Below are 24,228 nucleotides of genomic sequence, written 5' to 3' on the forward strand. Positions count from 1 at the left end.
CTGTCCGTTCATGATGCGCTGTGAGTTTTCCAGCGAGGCCACGCGCAGCGCCGTGTTTTGCACAAAGACCCGGCTGCCATCGTCCAGCTCGATCACATAGCGCGCATCCAGGTGCGCTTGTGTGCCGCCATTCAAGATGAGCTGAAAGTCGGCACCCCCAGCCATCACGTGGCCGTTCAAACGGGGGCCCGACACCGTGCCGCCCGTGATCGGGATCATGCGGCGTAAACCGGCGGGCGTTTGACCCACCTCGACGGGTGCGGCGATGGTCACGGCCAAATCGCAAACATGTTCCAACTGGGGTGGGGGCATGGTGGTAAGGGATGAGGTGGGCATCATTGAACTTTCAGATGCTTAACCCGCCAAACCCACAAACACGTTTTGCACGTCGTCGTTGTTGTCGATGGCGCCCAGAAAGGCTTCGACTTCTTCGAGTTGTTCGGCGCTCAGATTGGCCGGGTCGACCGGATTTTTGGGTTTGTAGCCCAGCTTGGCCGACACCACGGTGAAGCCGTGTGCAGGCAGTGCGCGGCTGACCAGGTCCAGGTCGGTCGATTCGGTGATGAACACGGTCACGCCGTCTTCGTCGGCCGGCTCAAAGTCTTGTGCGCCGGCTTCGATGGCCGCCAGTTCAGGGTCAGCCCCCGCCTGGGCGGGCTCGGCTTCGATCATGCCCACATGGTCAAAGTCCCAGGACACCGAACCCGAGGTGCCTTGCTGGCCTTTGCGAAACAGCACCCGCATTTCAGATGCGCTGCGGTTCACGTTGTCGGTCAGCACCTCGATCATCACCGCCACCTGGTGCGGGGCAAAGCCTTCGTAAATGACGCGTTCAAAGCTCACGGCGTCACCCAGCAGGCCCGCGCCTTTTTTGATGGCGCGTTCCAGGGTTTCCTTGGGCATGGACACTTTGCGGGCCTGCTCGACCACCAAGCGCAGGCGCGAGTTGGCGGCCGGGTCGGCGCCGTTGCGGGCCGCGATCATGATGTCTTTGGCCAGACGCCCAAACAATTTGCCTCGTGCATCCGCTGCTTGTGCTTTGCCTTTTGCTTTCCACTGCGCGCCCATGGGAATTTCCTAAATTTGGGTTGACGGATTCAGGACGTCAACGGGGTCAATTGGTCACCAAATCCTGGGGCTTGGCGCGGATGTCGAGGGATATGAGTTTAATCGCCCGGGTGTTGGCCCCGTTGGACGGCTTTGACACCTGCGCGGGTGGCTGGTCGCCAGTAAGTCCAACTGGGGGTCTTTTGAGATAAAGTCTCTGGCTTGATTGCCTTAAAAGGGCGATTTTCGACACGGTTCGACATACCGCCGAACGACGTTCACCTACTTCATGACATCGAGAGTACCCATGGCTGCAGACAAACCCAAGATCATTTACACCCTGACGGACGAAGCTCCTTTGTTGGCCACGGCCGCGTTCTTGCCGATCATCCGCACCTTTGCCGCCCCGGCTGGCATTGAAGTGGCAGAAAGCGACATTTCTGTGGCTGCACGTATTCTGGGTGAGTTTTCGGATGTGTTGCCCGCCGATCAGCGCGTGACCAACAACCTGGCCGAATTGGGCAAACTGACGCTCAAGCCCAGCGCCAACATCATCAAGCTGCCCAACATCAGCGCATCCGTGGGTCAGTTGACTGCTGCCATCAAAGAATTGCAGGGCAAAGGCTATGCCTTGCCCGATTACCCAGAAAACGCCAAAACCGACGAAGAATTGGCCTTGAAGGCCCGTTACAACAAGTGCACCGGCTCGGCCGTGAACCCTGTGTTGCGCGAAGGCAACTCGGACCGCCGAGCCCCCCGGGCCGTCAAAGAGTTTGCGCGCAAAAACCCGCACAGCATGGCCGAATGGAGCCAAGCGTCTCGCTCACACGTTTCGCACATGCACGCGGGCGACTTTTACCACGGCGAAAAATCCATGACCTTGGACCGCCCCCGTGAAGTCAAGATGGAGCTGATCACCCAGAGCGGCAAAACCATTGTGCTCAAACCCAAAGTGGCCTTGCTTGACCGTGAGGTCATCGACAGCATGTTCATGAGCAAGAAAGCCTTGCTCGAGTTCTATGAAAAAGAAATCGATGATGCACACCAAACTGGGGTGATGTTCTCCTTGCACGTCAAGGCCACCATGATGAAGGTTTCGCACCCCATCGTGTTCGGTCACTGCGTGAAGATTTTCTACAAAGATGCGTTTACCAAGCACGCCAAGCTGTTTGACGAACTGGGTGTGAATGTGAACAACGGCATGGCCGATCTGTACAGCAAAATCACATCCCTGCCTCAGTCCAAGCAAGACGAAATCAAACGTGACCTGCACGCTTGCCACGAGGGCCGCCCCGAATTGGCCATGGTCGACTCGGCCAAAGGCATCACCAACTTCCACTCGCCCAACGACGTGATTGTGGATGCCTCCATGCCCGCCATGATCCGCAATGGCGGCAAGATGTGGGGCGCTGACGGCCGTTTGAAAGACGTCAAGGCCGTGATGCCCGAGTCGACCTTTGCACGCATTTACATGGAGATGATCAACTTCTGCAAATGGCACGGCGCGTTCGATCCCAAGACCATGGGCACCGTGCCCAACGTCGGCCTGATGGCGCAGCAAGCCGAAGAATACGGCTCGCACGACAAGACCTTTGAAATCTCCGAAGACGGCGTGGCGAACATCACCGACATCAACACGGGCGAAGTGCTCTTGTCTGAGAACGTGGAAGTTGGTGACATTTGGCGCATGTGTCAAGTCAAAGATGCGGCCATCCGCGATTGGGTCAAACTGGCCGTCACGCGCGCGCGCAACTCCGGCATGCCCGTGGTGTTCTGGCTGGACCAGTACCGTCCGCACGAAGCGCAGTTGATCACCAAGGTCAAGATGTACCTGCACGAGCACAACACGACCGGTTTGGAAATCCAGATCATGAGCCAAGTGCGTGCGATGCGTTACACCCTGGAGCGCGTGGTGCGCGGCTTGGACACCATCAGCGCCACCGGCAACATCTTGCGCGACTACCTGACCGACTTGTTCCCGATCATGGAGCTGGGCACCTCGGCCAAAATGTTGTCCATCGTGCCCTTGATGGCTGGTGGCGGCATGTACGAAACCGGCGCAGGCGGCTCAGCGCCCAAGCATGTGCAACAACTGGTGGAAGAAAACCACTTGCGTTGGGATTCCTTGGGCGAGTTCTTGGCCTTGGCGGTGTCATTCGAAGACTTGGGCCTGAAAACCGGCAACAAAAAAGCCGGGGTTTTGTCCAAGACGCTGGATGCTGCCACGGGCAAACTGCTCGACAACAACAAAAACCCATCGCCTAAAACCGGACAGCTGGACAACCGTGGCAGCCAGTTCTACTTGGCCATGTATTGGGCGCAAGAGTTGGCCGCGCAAAACGAAGATGCTGAGCTGGCTGCCCAGTTTGCGCCTTTGGCCAAGCAGTTGACCGAGAACGAGCAAAAGATCGTTGACGAGCTCAAGGCCGTTCAGGGCAAGCCCGTGGACATCGGCGGTTACTACATGCCTGACCAGGCCAAGCTGGCTGCCATCATGCGCCCAAGCGCCACCTTCAATGCTGCCTTGGCTTCGGTCAAAAACTGATCGGCACCAAGCATGAGCCCCAGCCACTCAGGCCCTGCCTGAGTGGCTTTTTTTGGGGGGATGGCTCAGCGGCTGTAGGCCAAGCCCAAAGCCACGCCGCCAAACAGGTCGCCTTCCACCTGTTGCACACCCGCGAACTCGGCTTGCAAGGCGTGCTGAAAAGTGCGCAAGGCAGATGACCCCCCAGTCAGGTAAATCGCATCCAGCGAAGCGTCGCTCAGGCCCGCTTGCTGCACGCATTCGCGCGCACAAGCCACGGTGCGGGCCAGCAGGTCGTGCAAGTGCACTTGCATGTCGGTCAAGCCCAAATCGGCGTCCAGTCCGCGCTCGACCACCGACAGGTCAATCGCCGTGTCGGCGTTGTCCATCGAGCAACGGATCTTGGCTTGCTCCACCTCATGCGCCAGGTGGTGACCGTGGCGCTCGGTCAGCACCCGCATCAGGCGCGCGTGCAATTGGGGGTTGCTGTAGTTGGTGCGCAATGTTTGGGCATGGCCGATCGCTTTGGGCTGGTATTGCCAGTGGATCAGGTGCCAGGTGGCCAGGTCAAAAAACACGCGGCTGGGCACTTCGCGTTGTTCTGGCCCCAAGTGTTTGTAGCCCAGTTCGGGCATGACCCGCGCCAGGCTCAGTTGGCGGTCATAGTCGGTGCCGCCAATGTGCACGCCCGTGGTGGCCAGGATGTCATGCTGCCGATCGATGTGTTTCATGCGATCTGGCCCCAGCCGCACCACCGTGAAGTCTGAGGTGCCGCCACCCAAGTCCACCACCAGCAGGGTGCTTTCCTGGGTCAGGCGTTGTTCGTAGTCCAGCGCCGCTGCAATGGGTTCCAGCTGAAACGAGACCTCGTCAAAACCCACCGACAACACCGCTTGTCTCAGCGAAGCCTCGGCTTGCGCGTCGCGCACGGGGTCATCGTCCACAAAGTGCACCGGGCGGCCCATCACCACACGGCGTGGTGCGGTGCCCAGACTTTGGCCGGCGCGTTCGCGCAAGGCGGCCAAAAAACTGGCAATGATGTCTTGAAAGCTGATCTGCTGGTGACCGATCTGTGTGGTCTCCAGCAAAAGAGGGCTGCCCAACAGGCTTTTGAGCGAGCGCATCAAGCGCCCTTCGGTGCCTTCCAGGTAATGCTTGAGGGCATCGCGCCCAAAGTGGGTGCGGTGGTCTTCGGTGTTGAAGAACACGGCCGTGGGCATGGCCAAAGCCGCACCTTCCAAGGCCATCAGTTGGGCACCACCTTCAGGGCTGGCCCAAGCCATGGCCGAGTTGGAAGTGCCGAAATCAATGCCGAGCGTGCCGGCGGGGGAATACTTCATGAAGGGGAGACGGACAGGGGCGATGGTGACGGTACTGGTGCCTGTCGCTGCAGGCAGGCCGTGAAGACCGGGCATTTTGCCACCAAGCCTCTGTGCGGAGCAGCGGCGATTGAAATGTTGGCGCTTTTCTGCGAGGGTGTGGAATTCTTTAGGTTTGACCATGGCGACTTTGGCCATGGAAGACGGCCTTGGCACTTGGTCCAGACAAAAACTGAAAAACCCCTTTGCTTTTGGTATAGATTCGGAAGGTTTTAAAAGTTCTATGCCATGACCGACACCTCCACTGAAGCAAGCCCCCGCCCCGAATTGCCTGACCGCCTGTCGATCGATGTGCGCAGCCCACACCATGTGCGCGCCGTGTTCGCGCATGACATCGGCATCCGTTTCAATGGCAAGGACCGCAGCGATGTCGAGGAATACTGCGTCAGTGAAGGGTGGGTGCGTGTGCCAGCAGGCAAGACGCTGGACCGCAAAGGTCAGCCCCTGTTGATCAAGCTCAAAGGCACCGTGGAAGCGTTTTACCGCTGAGCCTTTCAAGCAGGGCGTAGCCGCTGTTGCAAGGCTTCAAACGACAGCAGCTCGCCTGCCAAGGCACTGGCCATCACCGTGGGCGGGCTGGCCAGCCAAACCTGACCGGGCCCTGAGCGTCCCGGGAAGTTGCGGTTGATGGCACTGACCGTGACTTGCGCCGCATCGGTGGATGAACCTGGGCCGCAATTGGCGCAGGCCCCACACGAGGGCTGCAAAATGCGCACCCCCATGGCCGTGAAGGTTTTGTCGTAGCCTTGAGCGATGCAGTAGTCTCGAACAGCGGTCGTGCCGTATTGCAGAAACACCTGCACCCCTTGGGCCACCTGCAGACCGTGCTGTAGACCCCAGTGCAGCACAGCGTGGTAATGGTCAAAGTCCTCACGCTTGCCTGCCGTGCACGAGCCGCCGTAGGCGATATCGATGCGCACGCGCTCGTTCAAGTCCGACAAAGCCAAGCCCTGTCCTGGGTCACCCGGCCTGGCCACCATGGGGCTCAGGCTGTGCAAGTCAACCTGGATTTGATGCACGAAGTGCGCCCCATCGTCGCTGTGCATCCAGTCCTCGATTTCAAAGCTCACCCCTCGGCGCTGCTTTAAAAACTGCACGGTTTCTCGGTCGGGTGCCACGATGCCCGTCAGTCCTCCCAATTCGGCGCACATATTGGTCAGCGTGGCACGTTCATCGATCGACAGGTGTGCGATGCCCTCACCTGCAAACTCGAACACCTTGCCTACGCCCTGGCCCTCCCGGATAAAAGGTAAGGCCAGCAGGTGCAGCATCAGGTCCTTGGCGGTCACGCCAGTGTTCAATTGGCCCTGCAGCTGGACCCGCACCGATTCGGGCCAGCTCATGCGCACCGCGCCGGTCACAAAAGCGTTCGCCATGTCGGTCGTGCCCACGCCAAATGCCGCACATCCCAAAGCACCGCTGTGTGGGGTGTGCGAATCGGTGCCCACCACCACCTGGCCAGGCAAGGCGTAGTGCTCGGCCACCATGGCGTGCGAGATGCCAGCCACGTTGCTGCCGTCGTCTTGCAACACCTCGGCATCGGTCAGGGTGCGGTGCATGCGCAAACCGTGGCGGCTTGCAAAGTCGCGTTGCGCCTGACGCATGGCGTGCATGTTGGAGACCAGGCCACCGCGCACATGTGCCGGGCTTTCATCGACATACGAGGTGTGGTCTTCGAACACCACGATTTGCTCGGGCCTTTGCAGCGTGAAATCCTCTCCCAGTGCGGTTTTGAGCAGCGTGTCGGCCATGCCGGTGTAGTACTCGTGGATGAAGCGCCAATCGGCTTGCACAAACAAGCCATCACCGGCTCGGGGCTCTTTGGAGGTGTGTGGCGCTGGCAAGCGGTGGCGGCGCAGGATTTTTTCAAACAGGGTTTGAGGTTTGGTATGCCCAAGCAGGGGCGCGTTTCCATCAGGAGCTTGAGTCCTGGAGGGCAAAGGCGCGCTGTCATTCAAAAACTTCTGCCCCCAGCGCAGCAGTCCACCGGCCGACAATATGGCTACGGCCAAGTCTTCCCGCCCTTTCACCAGATCGGACAGCGCGATGTGCTCACCGCGCTCAATGCGGTCCAGCAAACCGAAATCGGTCGAAGTGAACAAACCGATGTTGTCGGCGTTTTGGCGGTAGATGCGTTCAAAGCTCTCGGCGATCACCCATTGCACACCCGCCAGCTTTTCGGCGGTCGGGCTGTGTTCGCGCGACGACCCCTTGCCATACCGCCGCCCTGCCACCAGCACGGCAAAGCCTGCCTGGCGCAGCGCCCGACGCCCGATCGGGTTCAGGCCCCCGCAGTGCAGGCCGGTGTGGGCAAACTCGCCCAGCGTGTCGTCGTAATGGCTGAGGATGTGGACGGGGGTGATTTCGTCGGTCGAGATGTCGTCCCGCAGTGGCCCAGCTTGCGTGCGGCTCAAGCGTTCACCAGCCAACTGGCGGCTGATCAGGCCAGGGTCTTGGCTGAGGTACAAAATTTTCCAGTGGTCGGTGTTCATGTCAGGGTGAGCGTGTGCGTGAGGAATGCTTCTCCCCGATGGCAAAGGGCAATTTGAATTCTATGGGCGATCCGAGCCATTAAACTCCTTGCACACCCATGCAAAGGATATTGGACATGAACGCATTTCATTGGCCCAACCAGGTGACGATCCGCGAGGTGGGCCTGCGTGATGGCTTGCAGAGCATCGCCCGCACCTTGCCCACCGCGCAAAAGTTTCAATGGATAGAGCGCGCTTACGAGACGGGCATCCGCGAGATCGAGGTGGGCTCTTTCGTGCCGCCCAAATTGCTGCCCCAGTTGGCCGACACGGCTGAACTGGTGGCCTTTGCCAAAACCTTGCCCGGCTTGTGTGTCTCAGTGCTGGTGCCCAACCTCAAGGGGGCCGAGCGGGCCATGGACAGTGGCGCCGACTGGATGCTGTTGCCCCTGTCGGTCAGCCATGCGCACAGTTTGGCCAATTTGCGCAAAGCGCCCGACGACGTGGTGACCGAGATCGCCGCCATGGTGCAGGCCCGGCGGGATCGGGGCTCCCACATCCGCATCGAAGTGGGCATGAGCACCGCGTTCGGCTGCACGCTTCAGGGCCAGGTCGCCGTGGACGAAGTGTTGCGCCTTTTGAAAGCGGTGTTGGCCTTGGGCGTCGACCGCGTGGGCCTGGCCGACACCGTTGGCTATGCCGACCCGCGGCAGGTGGGCGAGTTGTTTGCCAAGGCGCGAGAGGTGGCCGGTGAAAGGCTTGCCTGCGGGCATTTTCACGACACACGGGGCCTGGGGTTGGCCAACGTCATGGCCGCACTGCAGGCAGGCGAGACCCGCTTTGACGCGTGCCTGGCCGGCATCGGCGGCTGTCCGCATGCGCCTGGGGCCAGCGGGAATGTGGCGACAGAAGACTTGGCGTACCTGATGGCCAGCATGGGCATCGAGACCGGCATCGATTTCGGCAAACTCATGGCTTTGCGCGAGCAGGTGGCTCAATGGCTTGCAGGAGAATGCCTGCACGGATCGATTGCGCAGGCGGGCTTGCCCAAGACACTGCGAACTGAAGAAATGGCTGCATGAACACGTTCGACAAGAAACTCCCGCTCGAAGGCCTGCGCGTCGTCGAGTTCACCCACATGGTCATGGGCCCCACCTGCGGCATGGTGCTGGCCGACATGGGGGCCGAGGTCATCAAGGTCGAGCCCATCGAGGGCGACCGCACACGGCATTTGCTGGGCTCGGGCGCGGGCTTTTTCCCCATGTTCAACCGCAACAAGAAAAGCATTCAGCTGAACCTGCAAAGCCCCGAAGGTGCCGAGGTGGCGCGCCGCCTCTGCAGCACGGCCGACGTGGTGGCCGAGAATTTCAAGCCCGGCTCCATGGCCAAGTACGGTCTGGACTACGCCAGCCTCTCGGCCAACAACCCCAAGCTGATCTACGCCAGCCTCAAGGGCTTTTTGCCTGGTCCCTACGACCACCGCACCGCGCTCGACGAAGTGGTGCAAATGATGGGCGGCCTGGCCTACATGACGGGCCGCCCGGGCGACCCGCTGCGCGCAGGCACCAGCGTGAACGACATCATGGGCGGCATGTTCGGCGCCATCGGTGTGCTGGGCGCGCTCATCCAGCGCGGCATCACCGGGCGCGGGCAAGAGATCCAGTCGGCGCTGTTCGAGAACAATGTGTTTCTGGTGGGCCAGCACATGCTGCAGTACGCCATCACCGGCAAGGCGGCCGAACCCATGCCCAACCGCATCTCGGCCTGGGCGGTGTACGACGTGTTCACCGTCAAGAACGACGAGCAAATCTTTTTGGCCGCTGTGAGTGACGCGCAGTGGACCACTTTTTGCGATGTGCTCGGCTTTGCCGACCTCAAGGCCGACCCCCGTTACAGCGACAACAACGCCCGCGTGGCTTTGCGCGATGTGTTGATGCCCGAGCTGCGCAGCCGCCTTCAGGCCTTCACCGCCGCCGAGCTGACCGCGATTTTTGAGAAAGCCGGCTTGCCCTTTGCGCCCATCGTCAAGCCTGAAGAGCTGTTTGACGACCCGCACTTGAACGCCACCGGCGGCCTGGCCGATGTGCGCCTGACCGATGGCCCCAAAGCGGGCCAAACCGCCCGGGCCGCGCTATTCCCTTTCACCATGGACGGCCAGCGTCTGGGTGTACGCCACCAACCGCCGAGGCAAGGTGAAAATACCGATGAACTGCTCCAAGGGCTTGGCTTGAGCCTGGCAGACATTGACAATTTGCGTGCGCTCAAGGCGGTGGCCTGAACCGTTCGGTGCCCTGTTGTAAATAACCCATCCATCTGAAAAGAAAGAGACACATCATGAAAAACAACTTCACACGCCGCGCCGCCTTGGCTGCGTTGACATCGGCGGCCGCATCCGCCTTGCCGGGTCTGTCGTTTGCGCAAGCGGACCGCCCCGTCAAATTCATTTTGCCCAACGCCACCGGTTCGGGTGTCGACGCGATCACGCGCGCAGCAGCGCCCGCCATTGGCAAGGCTTTGGGGGCCAATGTGGTGGTGGAAAACCAAGCCGGTGCCAGTGGCGTGATCGGTTTGCAAGCCATGGCCAAGAACCCACCCGATGGTTTCACGCTGTCGGTGGTCTCCAACAACGTGGTGATTTTCCCCAGCGTCATCAAGAATCTGCCTTTTGAAATGCCGGGCGATTTCACACCGATTGCGGTGCTGGGCGCCACGCCCTTGGTGTTGGTGGCGAATCCCCAAAAAGTGCCCTCTGGCAATAGCCGTGAATTCATTGCCGCACTGAAGGCCAAGCCGGACGGTTTCAATTTTGGCTCGGGCGGTACGGGCACGATCTTGCACCTGGCCGCTGAGATGTTTGTGGACGAAGCCGGTGTCAAGGCGCGCCATATCCCCTACAAAGGCGTAGGTCCCATGGTCACTGACTTGTTGGGGGGTCAAATTGACTTTGCAGTCTTGGCTTTGCCCAGCGTACAGCAGCACATCCGAAGTGGTGCGCTCAAGGCAGTGGGCATGTGTGGCGACAAGCGAAGCGCTGCTGCGCCAGACATTCCTACTTTTGTGGAGCAGGGCTTGCCCACTTACGTGATCGATGCCTGGTTTGGTGTGCTCGGCCCCAAGGGCATGAGCGCTGCCAATGTGAAAAAGGTCAACGATGCCCTGGTGCAGGCCTTCAACGATCCGGCTGTCAAGGACACCATGGCCAAGCAAGGCAACACGATCGCCATCAGCACGCCCGAGCAAGCTCTGCGCGTCTTCCGAAGCGAAATGGAGCGCTTTGCTGCACTGGTCAAGAAGGCAGGCATCGAGCCGCAATAAGGCCCATCGCCCATCCCTCGTCGCTCGTGGCTTGACATTTGGCAGTCAGGCGACGACGATCCTGCCATGTCCATCCAGGTTTTGATTTTCGGCATTCACCTTGCGCGCAGCACGCGAGGCAAGCCCTGCGCACCGCCGCAGGGCTTTTAAGCAATCCCCTCTTTTCGCTTGACCGATTTCAATTCGGGCCGCGCTCACCCTGCAGCGCAGCCTTGCTTTTCACTGGAGATTTTCATGGCCGATATGTTTGACAACCCCATGGGCCTGTGCGGCTTCGAGTTCGTCGAGTTCGCATCCCCCACCCCCCACACCCTGGAGCCGCTGTTCGAGCAGATGGGCTTCTCGCTGGTGGCCAAGCACCGCTCCAAAGACGTGGTGCTCTACCGCCAGGGCGACATCAACTTCATCGTCAACCGCGAACCCAAAAGCCTGGCCGGGTACTTTGCTGCCGAGCACGGGCCGTGCGCTTGCGCGCTGGCGTTTCGGGTGAAAGACTCGCACCTGGCGTATGCGCGAGCCCTCGAACTGGGCGCACAACCGGTCGATGTGCCCACCGGCCCCATGGAGCTGCGCCTGCCCGCCATCAAAGGCATTGGCGGCGCGCCCTTGTATTTGATCGACCGGTTTGAAGACGGCAAAAGCATCTACGACATCGACTTTGAATTCATCGACGGCGTGGACCGCCACCCGCCCGGCCACGGCCTCAAGCGCATCGACCACATGACGCACAACGTCTACAAAGGCCGCATGGCGTACTGGAGCGGTTTTTATGAAAAGCTGTTCAACTTCAAAGAGATTCGCTACTTTGACATCAAGGGCGAATACACCGGCCTGACCAGCCAGGCCATGATGGCCCCGGACGGGATGATCCGCATACCGCTGAACGAAGAGTCGGGCAAGACCGGCGGGCAGATCGAAGAGTTCTTGATGAAGTTCAACGGCGAAGGCATCCAGCACATCGCACTGCTGACAGACGACCTCTTGAAAAGCGTGGACGCGCTGCAGATGGCGGGCATCCCGCTCATGACCGCCCCCAACGATATTTATTACGAGATGCTCGAAGAACGCCTGCCGGGCCATGGCGAGCCGGTGGCCGAATTGCAGGCGCGCGGCATCTTGATGGACGGATCGACCGCCAATGGCGAAAAGCGTTTGCTGCTGCAAATCTTCAGCCAAACCCTGCTGGGCCCGGTGTTCTTTGAATTCATCCAGCGCAAAGCCGACGAGGGTTTTGGCGAAGGCAACTTCAAAGCGCTTTTTGAAAGCCTGGAGCGCGACCAGATTCGACGGGGGGCGATTGCGGTGAATGCCTGATCCGGCCTCTGATGCCCAGCAGTTGCGTCAGGCCGCGCCCCATGCCCAAACCTGGGGTTTGTACGGGGATTATTTGCACTGAGCGTGTTGTCCGAGAGAATCGCGCCCTGCAAAACAAAACAGGAGCGTGAAGTGCCAAGAGCTGCCAAGACGTGGGCCGACAAGAAGCGTGCGAAGCCCCCGCACACCGTGACGCTGGACAAGGACTTTGCAGGTGTACCGGCCGGATCGCGACTGCTCATCTCATGCCCGATGGAGCTGGAGGACTACTTGAAAACACATGTGCCTTACGGCACTACGAAAGAAATCCAGCAGGTACGCCGTGAGCTTGCTTCGCTTCACGGTGCTGACGCCACTTGCCCCGTTTCCACGGCGATCTTTTTGCGAACTGTGGCCGAGGCAGCTTGGGACGAGATGGGCGCTGGCAAGGCCACGATCGAGGTGGCACCGTTTTGGCGGGTGATTGATCCGAAGTCACCCTTGGCCAAGAAGCTGCGCGCTGGCGTTCAGTGGATTGAGCAACAGCGGCTTGCGGAGCAGGCTTAGTTTGGACCGGGTCATGGTGGCCCGCATTCACCACCAGCGCGAAGCTGGCTATCAAGACGGAGAGGTTTAAGGCGCCTCAACCCGTACCGTTGCACACCCGCAGCACCTGCGGGCCGTAGGCTTCGAGCTTTTTGACGCCCAGCCCGCTGATGCCTTGCAGGTCGCCCAGACTTTGCGGGGCGCTTTCGGCGATGGCGGCCAGCGTGGCGTCGTGGAAGATGACGTACGCGGGCAGGTTGTGTTCTTTGGCCACTTCGGCGCGCCAGGCCTTGAGGTTGATGTAACGCACCATCGCGTCTTGGCCCAAATTGGCCGCTGCAGGCGAAGGCGCGCTGCGTGAGCGGCTTTTTTTGTCGCTGCGTTGGCTGGTGCTTTCGCGCAGTTGCACCGGCACATCGCCTTTGAGCACAGCGCGTGAGCCTTCGGTCAGGTGCAGGGTGCTGAACCCCTCTTCGGTGTGCACATGCAAAGCGCCAATGGCGATCAGTTGGCGCATCACGGCGCGCAGTTGCTGCTCGCTGTACTCGGCTCCTAACCCAAAGGTGCTGATGCTCTCGTGGCCGCGCTGCACCACTTTCTCGGTTTTTTTGCCGCGTACGATGTCCATGGTGTGGCCAGCGCCAAAGCTGTGGCCGCTGCTTTGGTGGCAGCGGTACACGGTCGACAGCAGTTTGCGTGCGGCGTCGGTGCCGTCCCACACCTCGGGGGGGTTGAGGCAGTTGTCGCAGTTCCCGCAATAGGGCATGTAAACGCCTTGCGAGCCTGAGGTTTGGCCCTTGTAGGTTTCCCCAAAGTAACTCAGCAAACGAACGCGCCGGCAGTCGGTGGCTTCCGACAGGCCGAGCAACGCGTCGAGTTTGCCGCGCATCACTTGTTTGAACTCTTCGCCGGCCGGGCTTTCGTCGATCATGCGGCGCTGGTTCACCACGTCTTGCAGGCCGTAGGCCATCCACGCGTCAGACGCCAGTCCATCGCGCCCGGCGCGCCCGGTTTCCTGGTAGTAACCTTCGATGTTTTTGGGCATGTCCAAATGCGCCACAAAGCGCACATCGGGCTTGTCGATGCCCATGCCAAACGCCACCGTGGCGACCATCACCACGCCTTCTTCGCGCAGAAACTCATTTTGGTGCCGCTGGCGCATGCCTGCCTCCAGGCCAGCGTGGTATGGCAGTGCCCGCACACCTGCTTCGACCAACATGCCGGCTATTTCTTCGACCCGCTTGCGCGATTGGCAATACACCACGCCCGCTTCTTCGGGGTGCTCGCGCTCGATGAAGCGCAGCAGCTGGGCGCTGGCGTCTTTTTTCTCGACGATGGTGTAGCGGATGTTGGGCCGGTCAAAGCTGCTGATGAACAGTTCGGCGCCTTCCAGTTGCAGGCGCTCGACGATGTCGGCGCGGGTCAGCGCATCGGCTGTGGCGGTGAGTGCCACGCGTGGCACGCTCGGGTAACGCTCGTGCAGGACGGTGAGACCCCGGTATTCGGGCCGAAAGTCGTGGCCCCATTGGCTCACGCAATGCGCTTCATCGATCGCAAACAGGCTCAGCAGGCCGCGTTCGAGCAGCGAGTCCATTTGCGCCAAGAATCGACCGTTGGTCACCCGTTCTGGCGCGGCGTACAGCAGGGTGATCTCCCCGCGCAACAATCTGCGCTCGATGTCGGATGCTTCTTCGGGGGTCAGGGTGGAGTTGAGAAAGGCGGCGTTCACGCCCGCTTCGTGCAAGGCGCCCACTTGGTCGTGCATCAGCGCAATCAGCGGCGACACCACCACCGTGATGCCCTGGCCCGCACGTTGGCGTGCAATGGCCGGGATTTGGTAACAGAGCGACTTGCCCCCGCCCGTGGGCATGAGCACCAGCGCATCGCCGCCGGCCGCCACATGGTCAATGATGGCTTGCTGCGGACCGCGAAAGGCGTCGTAGCCAAAAACTTCGCGCAGGATAGGGAGGTGGGGGGACAAAAGTGAGGTGTGTAAGAGCAAAACAGCCGATATTGTGCGCCACCGTTTACCATCGGCGCCATGCACACCTCTGCCCTTGTTTTGTTTTCCGGTGGTCAGGATTCGACCACGTGTTTGGCCCACGCGCTGTCCAAGTACGACCGCGTCGAAACCCTGGCCTTTGACTACGGCCAGCGCCACAAAGTGGAGTTGGAAGCCCGCCTGAACGTGTTGGCCGCCATGCAAGCGCGCTTTCCGACTTGGGCCCCCAAAATGGGTGATGACCACCTGTTGGACGCGGGCATCCTCGGCCAGATCAGCGAAACCTCCTTGACCCGCGACACGGCGATCGCCATGGAAAGCTCGGGCCTGCCCAATACCTTTGTGCCGGGGCGCAATCTGCTGTTCCTCACGCTGGCCGCCGCATTGGCTTACCGACGGGGTTTGCAGGTCATCGTCACCGGCGTGTGCGAGACCGATTTTTCGGGTTACCCCGACTGCCGCGACGACACCATGAAGGCGATGCAGGTGGCCCTGTCGCTGGGCATGGACCGCAAACTGCTGATCGAAACCCCGCTGATGTGGATCGACAAAGTGCAAACCTGGCAATTGGCGCACGACCTGGGCCAAAAAGTTGATGCCTCAGGCGGTGGGCAGGCGCTGGTGGACTTGATCGTGGAGCACAGCCACACCTGTTACTTGGGCGATCGCACCCAGCGCCATGACTGGGGTTATGGCTGTGGCCAGTGCCCGGCTTGTCAGCTCAGGGTGGTGGGGTATAGGCGTTTTCGCCGCTGACAAACGGGGTGGTTTTCATGCAATTTTCATCGGGCTACGTCAAACTGAAGCCTTTCAGGGAGCAAAGAACATGGTGAAGCGGGCACTTTGGACAGGGTTGGCTTGGGGACTTGCGCTGTCCATCGGCGCGGCGCAAGCGCAGCAGGGCTTTTCATTTGTGGCTTTGGGTGATTTGCCTTACGGCTCACCCGACAAAGCCTATGGCCCCTACCGCGCCCTGATCGATCGCATCAACACGCTGGATGCGAAATTTTCCATCCATGTGGGCGACTTCAAGTCCGGCTCGACCCTGTGCAGTGACGAAGAGTTTGCCAACCAGCGCGAGCACTTTCAGCGCTTCAAAGCGGCGGTGGTCTACACCCCCGGCGACAACGAATGGACCGATTGCCACCGAGCCAACAATGGCCGGTACAACCCTTTGGAGCGTTTGGGTGCGCTGCGCCAAGTTTTTTACACGGCGGGCCGATCGCTGGGGCAGCAGCCATTGGCGCTGCAAAACCAGTCGACCACCATGCCTGCACATGCGCGTTACATTGAAAACCAGCGCTGGATGCACCAAGGCGTGCTGTTTGCCACGCTGCACATCGTGGGCAGCAACAACAACCTGGAAAGCCGCGATCCCGCCGCCACACAAGAGTTTTTTGAGCGCGATGCCGCGAACGTGGCGTGGATAGAAGCGGCGTTTGAGCAAGCCCATCAGCACAAAGCCAATGCGGTGGTCTTGGCTTTTCAAGCGGACGTTTTTGAGGCCAAGTCGGTGTGGGAGGACTTTCCTGGTTGGTCCGGTTTTCGCAAAAGCGTTGGGGAGACCTTGTTGCCTTTGGCCAGCCGCTGGGGCAAGCCTGTGTTGGTGGTGCACGGTGACAGCCACCAATTCAAAATCGACCAACCTTTTCAGCTCCTCAAAAAAACCTTGCCCAATGTGACCCGTTTGATTGTTCCGGGTGCGTCGGATGTGCGTGCGGTCAAGGTGACCGTTCAGGGCGCGGCTTTTTCATTTGAAATGGTGACGCCAGACCGGTGAACCCCAGGGGCGGGGCTTGACTTTTACAATAGGGGCATGAAATCCCTTGTTTACACCCGCGCCCAAGCGCTGCCCGAGATCCTGAATACCCGCATCGTCATCCTGGATGGGGCCATGGGCACCATGATCCAGCGCTTCAAGTTGTCTGAGGCCGACTACCGGGGTGAGCGCTTCAAGGACTTCCCCAAAGACGTCAAGGGCAACAACGAGCTGCTCAGCCTCACGCGCCCCGATGTGATCCGCGACATCCACGAAGGCTACCTGGCCGCTGGCGCCGACCTGATCGAGACCAACACCTTTGGTGCGACCACCGTGGCCCAGGCCGACTACGACATGCAGCACCTGGCGCGCGAGATGAACCTGCAGTCCGCAACAATAGCCCGCGCGGCTTGCGACAAATTCTCCACCCCCGACAAGCCGCGCTTTGTGGTCGGCGCTTTGGGCCCCACACCCAAAACCGCCAGCATCAGCCCCGATGTGAACGATGCCGGTGCCCGCAACGTGACTTTTGAAGAGCTGCGCGCCGCCTATTACGAGCAGGTCGAAGCCTTGGTTGAAGGGGGCTCAGACGTGCTGCTTGTCGAAACGATTTTTGACACGCTCAACGCCAAGGCTGCGCTGTTTGCCATCGAAGAGTTCTTCGAAGCCAGTGGCCAGCGCTTGCCCTTGATCATCAGTGGCACGGTGACCGACGCTTCGGGCCGCATTTTGAGCGGCCAGACCGTCACCGCGTTTTGGCACAGCGTGCGCCATGCGCAGCCGCTGGCCATTGGCCTGAACTGCGCTTTGGGCGCGACGCTGATGCGCCCCTATATTCAGGAGCTGAACAAGGTCGCGGGTGACACCTTCATCAGCTGCTACCCCAACGCCGGTTTGCCCAACCCCATGAGCGACACCGGTTTTGACGAAACGCCGGATGTGACCAGCCGCTTGCTGCACGAGTTTGCCGCCGAAGGCCTGGTTAACATTGTGGGTGGCTGCTGCGGCACCACGCCCGAGCACATTGGTGCTATTGGCAAGGCCGTGGGCCCGCTGGCGCCGCGCAATGTGCACGGCGGGTTTTTCTACCAAGAAGCGGCCTGATCAGTCTTCTAGAAGCATCCGCTGGAGCTCTGCAAGCTCTTGGTGGCACAGGCCAATGGCCCCGTGCAAATAGTCCTGCATGCCGCCGTGCTGCGTGTCCACTGCCTCAAACGCCGCCTGCAAAAACTCGGGTTGCACTTGCCAAAGCACTTTCATCACATGGGGGTGCCCCGTTCCCTCCAGTCGCACATCGCGCTTGTACAACTGGTTGGTGAGCAAATAGTCGTCCAATATGATCCGCCTTTCCACGCCCAGCGCAGACAGCAGCAGTGCCGCCGCAAAGCCCGTGCGGTCTTTGCCGGCCGTGCAGTGAAACACCTGGGGCGTCGGCTGCTCGAGCAAATGCTTCATGAACCGCCCATATGTATCCGCGTTGCGGTTCACAAAATCGCGGTAGGTCTCGCACATCAGCTCGACCGTTTCTTCGGTGGTGGGCACCACCCCCTGGGCCACAAGTGATTGCATGCGGGCGATCACGGTGGGCTCGATCGACAGCGCCACCCGTTCAATGCCGGCTATGGCATAGGGTGTGGCCGCGCATTCGGCTTGGCCCCGAAAGTCCAAACTGTGGCTAACCCCCAGCGTTTGTAGGCGGGCCATATCGGCTTCGGTCAGCCCCGCCAAGTGGTCCGAGCGAAACACTTGTTGCCGCCGCACTCGCTGACCCCCAGCCGTTGGGTAGCCACCCACATCACGGAAGTTGGACGCACCTTGCAGCAAGGGGGGCAACGGGGGGCGCACAGGATTTTCAAAGGGAGAATTCATCAGTCTGATTGTCGTGCTCAGACGCTTGAGCTGCTGTTGCTGCAGTGACATGGCCCCGTCGGATCAAGGTGAAGGCGTGGCATGGCACGGGCTTTGCATGGGTTGAGCATGCACATTGAAACCCACCCGATTCAAGCGGTCAGCCCGACCGAAACCCCTGCCTGGCGCGACCCTTTGGGCTTGATGTTGGCCTCTACCGGCGAGGGGGTTTTTGGGGTCGACCTGGAGGGTTTGTGTGTGTTCATCAACCCGGCAGGGGCCCGCATGATCGGCCTGGAGCCGCAACAGGTGCTGGGCCAAAACATGCATGTGCTGACGCACCATTCGCACGGGGACGGGTCGCACTACCAGCTGGACGATTGCCCGATCTACAACGCATTTCGTCAGGGCCAGCCCTGCCGCATCGACAGCGAGGTTTTTTGGCGGCAAGACGGCAGCAGCTTCCCGGTGGAATACTCCAGTTCCCCGGTGTTTGACCAAGGCCAGGTGCGTGGCGCGGTGGTGACCTTTGTGGACATCACCGAGCGAAAGCGGGCCGAAGCCGCATTGCATCAAGCCAAAACTGAGCTGGAGCTGCGTGTGGCCGAGCGCACACAAGCGCTCGAAACCGCCTTGCAACAATTGCGAGAACTGGCCGCTTGGTCAGAAACCGTGCGAGAACAAGAGCGCACACGCATTGCCCGCGAGGTGCACGACGAGTTGGGCAGCTTGCTCGTGGCGCTCAAGATGGACGTGGGCTGGCTCGACAAGCGCTTGTCTGAACAAGAGCAGCAGGCCGCTCAAGAGGCGCAAAGCCGGCACAACAACATGCGTGGAAAAATGCGAGATAAGTGCCAGAACATGGCGCGTTTGATCGAGAACGCCGTGGTCAATGTGGGCCGCATCATCACCGACTTGCGTCCAAGCATCCTTGACCACCAAGGGCTGTGGGGCGCTTTGGAGTGGCAGGCACAAGAATTTGTGCAGTCGGCCGAGCAAGAACTCAAGTGGTGCATGGAGGTCGATGAGCAGCGCGTGCTGCCCGAGCCCATGGCCATGGCGGTGTTCCGCATCTTTCAGGAAATGCTCAGCAACGTGGGACGCCATGCCCAAGCGAGCATGGTTGATGTGGACATGGTGGAACGCCAAGGCTGGTTGCACCTGTCAGTGGAAGACGACGGTTGCGGGGCTTTGCCCCAGGCGTTTGAGTCGCCCCAGGCTTACGGGGTGATGGGGATGCGCGAGCGGGCCAGGCACTTTGGTGGCGTGATCGACATCGACAGCCAACCGGGCCGAGGCACGCGCATGCGGCTGTCCATGCCTTTGCCTGCGCAAGAGGTGCGGCCATGAGCGCCACCGTTCGTGTGTTGCTGGGCGACGACCACAAGATCGTGCGCGAAGGTCTGAAAATGGTGTTGGCCGATGAACCGGACGTGCAGGTGGTCGCCGAGGCAGACACGGGCCCGGCCGTGCTGCAAGCGGTACAAAACCTGCAAGGCCCGAAAGGCGTGGACGTGGTGCTGCTGGACATTGCCCTGCCCGGCATGGATGGTCTGGATGTGCTGCAAAACCTGCGAAGGGACTGGCCAGGCTTGCCGGTGTTGATGCTCAGCACCTACCCCGAAAAACAATACGCCGTGCGCTGCATTCAGTTGGGCGCATCCGGTTACCTGAACAAGAGCACCGACCCCGATGACTTGACGGCGGCGCTGCGCCGCGTGGCCGAAGGCGGCATGCATGTCTCACCCGCCACAGCCGAAGCTTTGGCCAATTGGGTGGGTCAGGGACGCACCAAAACAGGGATCGAAGTCCTGTCTCACCGTGAGCACCAGGTGTACCTTTTGCTGACGCAGGGCCAAACCGTGACCGAAATTGGTGCGCAACTGAGTTTGGCACCCAATACGGTGAGCACTTACCGTGCACGCATCCTGGAAAAGACGGGCACCAAGAACGATGTGGAGTTGGCGCTTTATGCGCAAAGTCTCAGTGGGGGTCGTTGAGCGGGCCTTTTTCAATTGGAGAGGGAGTTCATGCCCTGATGGACATTGAAAATCTTCTGACAGCAGCAAGACATTTGTAGGGCCAGCCCTACACCACCTCGACAAACACCTTGCGAAATGAAGCCGGGCATCCCCGCTGGCACGCGATCCAGCATTTCTGGCCCATAGCTTGCAATGACAAAGGCATCACTCACTTTGCGAGCTTGCCATGTCAGAATTTTTCGATCCCTACAACGCCGACCGTCCCTTGATGCTCAAGTGCAGCTGCGGGCGTGACCACTCGCCCGCCGACCACCACGCTGAAGTGGCGGCCGATGCCGCTGCCGCGCAACTGCGTGCCCGTTCAGAGACCGCCGAGTTTGAAGCCTACAGTCAAGAGTTCATCGAGGCCACGCTGGTTAAGTCGCTGTTCCCGCACGATGAAGAGCGCCGCATGTTCTTGCGTGCAGTGGGCAAAAAGACCGCCATGGCCGCCATTGCCAGCGTGCTGCCTGTGGCCAGCTTGCAAGCCTTGGCGCAAAGCAAAGGCCCCTTGGAAAAAACCAACCTCAAGATCGGATTCATCCCGATCACCTGCGCCACGCCGCTCATCATGGCCGATCCGCTGGGCTTCTACCAAAAGCAGGGCCTGAACGTCGAAGTGACCAAGACCGCAGGCTGGGCCTTGATTCGAGACAAGATGATCAACAAGGAATACGACGCTACGCACTTCCTGTCGCCCATGCCCTTGGCCATCTCCATGGGCCTGGGCGCCAACGCCACGCCCATGAACGTGGCCACCATCCAGAACATCAATGGGCAAGCCATCACGCTGGCCGTGAAGCACAAGAACAACCGAGACCCCAAGAACTGGAAGGGCTTCAAATTCGCTGTGCCATTCGATTTTTCGATGCACAACTTCTTGTTGCGTTATTACTTGGCCGAGAATGGCATCAACCCCGACACCGATGTGCAAATCCGCGTGGTGCCACCACCGGAGATGGTGGCCAATTTGCGCTCTGGCAACATCGACGGTTTCCTCGGCCCAGATCCGTTCAACCAGCGTGCCGTGTTCGACGAGGTCGGCTTTATCCATATCTTGACCAAAGACTTGTGGGACGGGCACCCTTGCTGCGCTTTTGGCACCAGCACCGAATTCATCCAGAAGAACCCCAACACCTTCGCTGCGCTCTACCGCGCGGTGCTCACCGCAGCGGCCATGGCCCGCAAGCCTGAAAACAGAGAACTCATCGCCAAGGTGATTTCACCCGCGCAGTACCTGAACCAACCCGAGGCGGTGCTTGCCCAAGTGCTGACCGGCAAGTTTGCGGATGGGCTGGGCAAGGTGCAAAACGTGCCCGACCGTGCCGACTTCGACCCCATGCCATGGCAGAGCATGGCGGTGTGGATGCTCACCCAAATGAAACGCTGGGGTTATGTGAAAGGCGATGTGAATTACAAGCAAATCGCTGAGAAGGTGTTCCTCATCACCGATGCGCGCAAGCACATGAAAGAGTTGGGTCACAGCTTTGCGGCCACCACGCCTTACCCCAAGCACAAGATCATGGGCAAAGAGTTTGATCCGGCCAAGCCCGAGGAATACATCAAGAGCTTTGCGATCAACAAGATGGGCCAAGGCACATGAAAACCACGCATCTCAATTTGCGCGCGGCCATGGTCTCGCTGCTCATGTTCCTGGTTTTTCTGGGAGCTTGGCAGCTCTCAGCCACTGCACCTTCGGTGGCAGGCGCGGCCAAGGCCGGCATGACGGCCGATGAGATCGAGTACCAAAAGATGATGGGCAAGGACCCGGGCGCCGTCAAAAGCACCGGTTTTCCCCCACCGCTGGAGGTGGGCAAAGCCATGATGGGCCATTTGGCCGATCCGTTTTATGACAAAGGCCCCAACGACAAAGGCATCGGCATCCAACTGGCGCATTCTCTGGGGCGCGTGGCCTTGGGGTTTTTCTTGGCGGTGTTGGTGGCCTTGCCGGTGGGTTTCATGATCGGCATGTCGCCCCTGATGCGCAAGGCGTTTGACCCCTTCATTCAGGTGCTCAAACCCATCAGCCCGCTGGCCTGGATGCCCCTGGCGCTGTACACCCTGAAAGACTCGGAAGTCAGTGGCATCTTCGTCATCTTCATCTGCTCGGTCTGGCCCATGCTGATCAACACCGCCTTTGGTGTGGCCGCCGTCAAGCGCGAATGGCTCAACGTGGCCAGTACGCTGGAGGTGCGGCCTCTGCGCAAAGCCTTCATGGTGATCTTGCCTGCTGCTGCGCCCACCATCGTGACCGGCATGCGCATCAGCATGGGCATTGCGTGGCTGGTGATCGTGGCCGCCGAAATGTTGGTGGGCGGCACGGGCGTGGGTTATTTCGTGTGGAACGAGTGGAACAACCTGTCCTTGGTGAACGTGATTTTCGCGGTGCTGGTGATCGGTGTGGTCGGCATGTTGCTGGACCTGGCGTTTGCCCAAGTGCAAAAGGCGGTGACCTATGTGGAGTGACACCACTGAGCGCGAGTTGATCGCTGCTTTGCCCATCAACGTCCTCGCATCCAAAAACAAAGGCAGTGTCATGACAGGCTTTCTCAAAATCGAAAAACTCGGCAAGGCCTACCAAAGCGACAAACCTGTTTTCTCGGATGTGTGCTTCACCATCGACAAGGGTGAGTTTGTCTGCATCATCGGCCACTCGGGCTGCGGCAAAACCACCATCTTGAACGTGCTGGCGGGCCTGGACACCGCGAGCGAGGGACACGCCTTCATGGACGGCCGCGAGATCGCAGGCCCCAGCTTGGAGCGGGGTGTGGTGTTCCAAAGCCATGCGCTCATGCCCTGGCTCACGGTGCGGCAAAACATCGCGTTTGCGGTCAAATCCAAGTGGCCTGAATGGAAAACACCACAGGTCAATGTGCATGTGGAAAAGCATGTCGGCATGGTGGGCTTGTTGCACGCCATTGACAAGAAGCCCAGCCAGTTGTCGGGCGGCATGAAGCAGCGCGTGGGCATTGCCCGAGCGTTTGCCATCCAGCCCAAGATGCTGCTGCTCGACGAGCCCTTTGGCGCGCTCGATGCCCTTACGCGCGGCACCATCCAAGATGAGCTCATGGGCATCGTGCGTCAGACGCAGCAGACGGTCTTCATGATCACCCACGACGTGGACGAAGCGATTTTGTTGTCCGACCGCATCTTGCTCATGAGCAACGGTAACGAATCGGGTGGCAGCTACGTGCCCGGAGGCTTGGCCGAAGTGGTGGTCAACCCCCTGCCGCGCGAACGCACCCGCGCCCAACTGCACCATCTGCCGGGTTACTACGACATGCGCAACCACATCGTCGACTTTTTGGTGTCCCGCGCCAAAGCCCATTGAATCTTTCTATTTTCCCGATTTATCTTCAACTCCCCTCAGAGGTCTTTCATGAACCGTTTAGAAGTCACCGAAAAAATCATCACCGCCAAAGTGGCCAAAGGCATCAAGTGGAGCGATGTGGCCGAGAAAGTCGGCCTGTCCAAGGAATGGGTCACCGCTGGGTGCCTGGGCCAGATGACCTTTGACGCCAAGCAAGCCAAGATCATCGGCAAGATCTTTGGCCTGAGCGCTGACGAAACCAAGTGGCTGCAAGTGGTGCCCTACAAAGGCTCTTTGCCCAGCCAAGTGCCCACCGACCCGCTGATCTACCGCTGGTACGAAATCGTCAGTGTCTACGGCACAACCATCAAGGAGCTGATCCACGAAGAGTTTGGCGACGGCATCATGAGCGCCATCGACTTCAGCATGGACATCGTGCGCCAACCCGACCCCAAGGGTGACCGGGTGAATGTGGTGTTGTCGGGCAAGTTCTTGCCTTATAAGCAGTATTGACACCGCAGGTGCAAGAGCGCTTGGGCTCTTGCACCGAAAAGGTCACCCGTGGTTTGGATCAGGGCAGCTCAGAAGGTTAAAATCTCAATCGTCCCAAGGAGCGTTGCAGCCCGCCGCCTATCAGGCGCCGCAGGTCAGGCTTGGGGCCTTCAATTCCTGATTGTTTTGCACAACGACGCTCACCTGTAAGCCCAAGGTGA

22 protein-coding genes and 1 riboswitch are annotated in these 24,228 nt (G+C 60.0%); of the genes, 16 read left to right on the forward strand and 6 right to left on the reverse strand.

The genetic code is table 11. The annotated features are described in order from the left end of the window. A partial coding sequence (locus Q0O19_RS03515) for a DUF3237 family protein (protein ID WP_295520113.1) occupies window positions 1-336 on the reverse strand: 336 nt, incomplete at its 3' end. A gap of 18 nt (window positions 337-354) precedes the next feature. Continuing rightward, entirely contained in the window at window positions 355-1,068 is a 714-nt protein-coding gene (locus tag Q0O19_RS03520; RefSeq protein WP_295520114.1) for a YebC/PmpR family DNA-binding transcriptional regulator, read from the reverse strand. 286 nt (window positions 1,069-1,354) lie between these two features. On the opposite strand from Q0O19_RS03520, the gene Q0O19_RS03525 reads away from it, so the two are divergent. Next, on the forward strand, window positions 1,355-3,592 hold the full coding sequence (locus tag Q0O19_RS03525) for an NADP-dependent isocitrate dehydrogenase (RefSeq protein ID WP_295520115.1): 2,238 nt from the start codon (window positions 1,355-1,357) through the stop codon (window positions 3,590-3,592). Window positions 3,593-3,657: 65 nt separating this feature from the next. Here the strand turns inward: Q0O19_RS03525 and Q0O19_RS03530 are convergent, their stop codons facing one another. Further along, entirely contained in the window at window positions 3,658-4,911 is a 1,254-nt protein-coding gene (locus Q0O19_RS03530; protein WP_295520162.1) for an Hsp70 family protein, read from the reverse strand. Window positions 4,912-5,178: 267 nt separating this feature from the next. Here Q0O19_RS03530 and Q0O19_RS03535 point away from each other — a divergent pair, with 267 nt between their 5' ends. Continuing rightward, window positions 5,179-5,439, forward strand: a complete 261-nt coding sequence (locus Q0O19_RS03535) for a DUF3297 family protein (protein ID WP_295520117.1) — start codon at window positions 5,179-5,181, stop codon at window positions 5,437-5,439. Between the two features lie 5 nt (window positions 5,440-5,444). Here the strand turns inward: Q0O19_RS03535 and Q0O19_RS03540 are convergent, their stop codons facing one another. After that, window positions 5,445-7,442 (reverse strand): aconitase family protein, encoded by a 1,998-nt coding sequence (locus Q0O19_RS03540; RefSeq protein ID WP_295520119.1) that lies wholly within the window; start codon window positions 7,440-7,442, stop codon window positions 5,445-5,447. Between the two features lie 116 nt (window positions 7,443-7,558). Between Q0O19_RS03540 and Q0O19_RS03545 the strand changes: the two genes are divergently transcribed. The 5 genes from Q0O19_RS03545 to Q0O19_RS03565 all read left to right on the forward strand — a co-directional run bounded on the left by Q0O19_RS03545 (window position 7,559) and on the right by Q0O19_RS03565 (window position 12,596). Next, window positions 7,559-8,503, forward strand: coding sequence for a hydroxymethylglutaryl-CoA lyase (locus tag Q0O19_RS03545; RefSeq protein ID WP_295520121.1), 945 nt, complete (start codon window positions 7,559-7,561; stop codon window positions 8,501-8,503). Further along, window positions 8,500-9,699: a CaiB/BaiF CoA-transferase family protein gene (locus tag Q0O19_RS03550; protein ID WP_295520122.1), complete on the forward strand. Its 1,200-nt coding sequence runs from the start codon at window positions 8,500-8,502 to the stop codon at window positions 9,697-9,699. The genes Q0O19_RS03545 and Q0O19_RS03550 overlap by 4 nt, the downstream gene beginning before the upstream one ends. Window positions 9,700-9,755: 56 nt before the next feature. After that, window positions 9,756-10,736 carry a tripartite tricarboxylate transporter substrate-binding protein gene (locus Q0O19_RS03555; protein ID WP_295520123.1) on the forward strand — a complete coding sequence of 327 codons (981 nt, stop codon included), beginning with the start codon at window positions 9,756-9,758 and terminating at the stop codon, window positions 10,734-10,736. Between the two features lie 234 nt (window positions 10,737-10,970). After that, window positions 10,971-12,050, forward strand: a complete 1,080-nt coding sequence (gene hppD / locus Q0O19_RS03560) for a 4-hydroxyphenylpyruvate dioxygenase (RefSeq protein WP_295520125.1) — start codon at window positions 10,971-10,973, stop codon at window positions 12,048-12,050. Between the two features lie 132 nt (window positions 12,051-12,182). After that, complete coding sequence (locus Q0O19_RS03565; protein WP_295520126.1) at window positions 12,183-12,596, forward strand: hypothetical protein; 414 nt, start codon at window positions 12,183-12,185, stop codon at window positions 12,594-12,596. A gap of 76 nt (window positions 12,597-12,672) precedes the next feature. On the opposite strand, the gene recQ is transcribed toward Q0O19_RS03565, so the two are convergent. Then, entirely contained in the window at window positions 12,673-14,556 is a 1,884-nt protein-coding gene (gene recQ, locus Q0O19_RS03570; RefSeq protein WP_295520128.1) for a DNA helicase RecQ, read from the reverse strand. Window positions 14,557-14,616: 60 nt separating this feature from the next. On the opposite strand from recQ, the gene queC reads away from it, so the two are divergent. From queC to Q0O19_RS03585, 3 genes are all read left to right on the forward strand, one after another. Next, on the forward strand, window positions 14,617-15,333 hold the full coding sequence (queC, locus tag Q0O19_RS03575) for a 7-cyano-7-deazaguanine synthase QueC (protein ID WP_295520129.1): 717 nt from the start codon (window positions 14,617-14,619) through the stop codon (window positions 15,331-15,333). A 73-nt stretch (window positions 15,334-15,406) separates the two neighbouring features. Further along, window positions 15,407-16,357 (forward strand): hypothetical protein, encoded by a 951-nt coding sequence (locus Q0O19_RS03580; RefSeq protein ID WP_295520130.1) that lies wholly within the window; start codon window positions 15,407-15,409, stop codon window positions 16,355-16,357. Between the two features lie 36 nt (window positions 16,358-16,393). Beyond that, window positions 16,394-17,440 (forward strand): homocysteine S-methyltransferase family protein, encoded by a 1,047-nt coding sequence (locus Q0O19_RS03585; protein ID WP_295520131.1) that lies wholly within the window; start codon window positions 16,394-16,396, stop codon window positions 17,438-17,440. Here the strand turns inward: Q0O19_RS03585 and Q0O19_RS03590 are convergent, their stop codons facing one another. Beyond that, on the reverse strand, window positions 17,441-18,205 hold the full coding sequence (locus tag Q0O19_RS03590) for a tyrosine-protein phosphatase (protein ID WP_295520133.1): 765 nt from the start codon (window positions 18,203-18,205) through the stop codon (window positions 17,441-17,443). Between the two features lie 108 nt (window positions 18,206-18,313). Between Q0O19_RS03590 and Q0O19_RS03595 the strand changes: the two genes are divergently transcribed. The 6 genes from Q0O19_RS03595 (at window position 18,314) to cynS (ending at window position 24,028) form a co-directional block, all read left to right on the forward strand. Further along, entirely contained in the window at window positions 18,314-19,534 is a 1,221-nt protein-coding gene (locus tag Q0O19_RS03595) for a PAS domain-containing sensor histidine kinase (RefSeq protein WP_295520164.1), read from the forward strand. Next, complete coding sequence (locus Q0O19_RS03600; protein ID WP_295520134.1) at window positions 19,531-20,184, forward strand: response regulator transcription factor; 654 nt, start codon at window positions 19,531-19,533, stop codon at window positions 20,182-20,184. Before Q0O19_RS03595 ends, Q0O19_RS03600 begins: the two co-directional genes overlap by 4 nt. Window positions 20,185-20,392: 208 nt before the next feature. Next, on the forward strand, window positions 20,393-21,808 hold the full coding sequence (locus Q0O19_RS03605; RefSeq protein WP_295520136.1) for a CmpA/NrtA family ABC transporter substrate-binding protein: 1,416 nt from the start codon (window positions 20,393-20,395) through the stop codon (window positions 21,806-21,808). Further along, a complete protein-coding gene (gene ntrB, locus Q0O19_RS03610) occupies window positions 21,805-22,671 on the forward strand; it encodes a nitrate ABC transporter permease (protein WP_295520137.1) in 867 nt (288 codons plus the stop codon). The genes Q0O19_RS03605 and ntrB overlap by 4 nt, the downstream gene beginning before the upstream one ends. Beyond that, the gene (locus Q0O19_RS03615) at window positions 22,661-23,536 is read left to right on the forward strand and encodes an ABC transporter ATP-binding protein (RefSeq protein ID WP_295520138.1); all 876 of its coding nucleotides are present in this window, start codon (window positions 22,661-22,663) and stop codon (window positions 23,534-23,536) included. Before ntrB ends, Q0O19_RS03615 begins: the two co-directional genes overlap by 11 nt. A gap of 48 nt (window positions 23,537-23,584) precedes the next feature. Next, the gene (cynS, locus tag Q0O19_RS03620; protein WP_295520140.1) at window positions 23,585-24,028 is read left to right on the forward strand and encodes a cyanase; all 444 of its coding nucleotides are present in this window, start codon (window positions 23,585-23,587) and stop codon (window positions 24,026-24,028) included. Window positions 24,029-24,117: 89 nt separating this feature from the next. Beyond that, a riboswitch (S-adenosyl-L-homocysteine riboswitch) is annotated at window positions 24,118-24,216 on the forward strand. Window positions 24,217-24,228: the final 12 nt, after the last annotated feature.

It is taken from the genome of Limnohabitans sp. Rim8 (genome assembly GCF_945869175.1).
GTDB lineage: Bacteria > Pseudomonadota > Gammaproteobacteria > Burkholderiales > Burkholderiaceae_C > Limnohabitans_A.